The sequence below is a fragment of the Synechococcus sp. R5-12 genome, from assembly GCF_047502655.1.
In the GTDB taxonomy this organism is placed as follows: Bacteria; Cyanobacteriota; Cyanobacteriia; order Thermostichales; family Thermostichaceae; genus Thermostichus.
Map to the genome: position 1 here is coordinate 1 of NZ_JANSIM010000285.1, position 1,369 is coordinate 1,369.

The following is a 1,369-nucleotide window of genomic DNA, read 5'->3' on the forward strand; positions in this document are numbered from 1 at the left end:
AAACCGCGTCTCAGTTCAGATCGCAGGCTGCAACTCGCCTGCGTGAAGGCGGAATCGCTAGTAATCGCAGATCAGCATGCTGCGGTGAATACGTTCCCGGGCCTTGTACACACCGCCCGTCACACCATGGGAGCTGGCCATGCCCGAAGTCGGAGCACCCGCCGAAGGCAGGGCTGGTGACTGGGGTGAAGTCGTAACAAGGTAGCCGTACCGGAAGGTGCGGCTGGATCACCTCCTTTTAGGGAGACCTACCTTGGGGCATCTGAGAGGAGTCAGGCCACCCTCAGGCCAGCAAAGGTCATCCCAGGTCGGTCGGGGTTGAGGGGATGGTTGACTGGGGTTCTGGAGGGGAACCGAGGGGAGGGCTATTAGCTCAGGTGGTTAGAGCGCACCCCTGATAAGGGTGAGGTCCCTGGTTCGAGTCCAGGATGGCCCACTGTTTGTCCTAGAGAAGGGAGAGCTAGCAAGCTAGAAGCGAGCTGGCCAAGCTGAGGGCAAAGCCAGAGGGTGGGTGCAGTCTGGATTGGGGGTATAGCTCAGCTGGTAGAGCGCTGCCTTTGCACGGCAGAAGTCAGCGGTTCGAGTCCGCTTACCTCCACCACTTTGGTGAGGAGCCGGGAAGGGGTTCTCCAGTTGGATAGGTTGACGACCGGGCTAGGGGTTTGGGTCCGAGCACAAGCCTCCAGCCGGGTTGAGCCGGCCAGCACTTTGAAAACTGCATAGCAAGAGAGCAGCATGCTTCTGGGTTGAGCCCCCCGAGCCTTGGCTTGGGGGAAGCAGCAGCAACCTGGGGGCATGAGGCAGGTAGAACACCAATGTTACGTGAGGTGAAAAGGTCAAGTCAGTTAAGGGCGCACGGTGGATACCTAGGCACGCAGAGGCGAGGAAGGGCGTGTTACCGACGAAACGCTGCGGGGAGCTGGACAAAAGCGGTGATCCGCAGGTTCCCGAATGGGGCAACCCGGCAAGGCGCAAGCCTTGTCACCTTTGGCTGAATCCATAGGCCAAAGGGGCGAACGCGGCGAACTGAAACATCTTAGTAGCCGCAGGAAAAGAAAACAAAAGTGATTTCCTCAGTAGCGGCGAGCGAACGGGAAAGAGCCTAAACCGCTCAGCTACGGCTGGGCGGGGTTGTGGGACGGCCAAGCGGTAGCCGGCGGGCTAGGGGAAGCAGCTGGAATGCTGCACCAGAGAAGGTGAAAGTCCTGTAGCCGAAAGCTCAAAGGCGCCGGCCGGATCCCGAGTAGCACGGGGCAGGGGAAATCCCGTGTGAATCGGCGAGAACCATCTCGTAAGGCTAAATACTCCTGCGTGACCGATAGCGAACCAGTACCGTGAGGGAAAGGTGAAAAGAACCCCGGGAGGGGAG

General features: G+C 59.6%; 2 tRNA genes and 2 rRNA genes. All 4 read left to right on the forward strand.

The features are described from left to right. Positions 1-239 (forward strand): 16S ribosomal RNA (locus tag NW843_RS13405); the annotation flags it as partial. Positions 240-362: 123 nt separating this feature from the next. After that, positions 363-436: transfer RNA gene (locus NW843_RS13410), tRNA-Ile, on the forward strand. A gap of 89 nt (positions 437-525) precedes the next feature. Then, positions 526-601 (forward strand) — tRNA-Ala (locus NW843_RS13415). Between the two features lie 233 nt (positions 602-834). Further along, positions 835-1,369, forward strand: a 23S ribosomal RNA gene (locus NW843_RS13420); the annotation flags it as partial.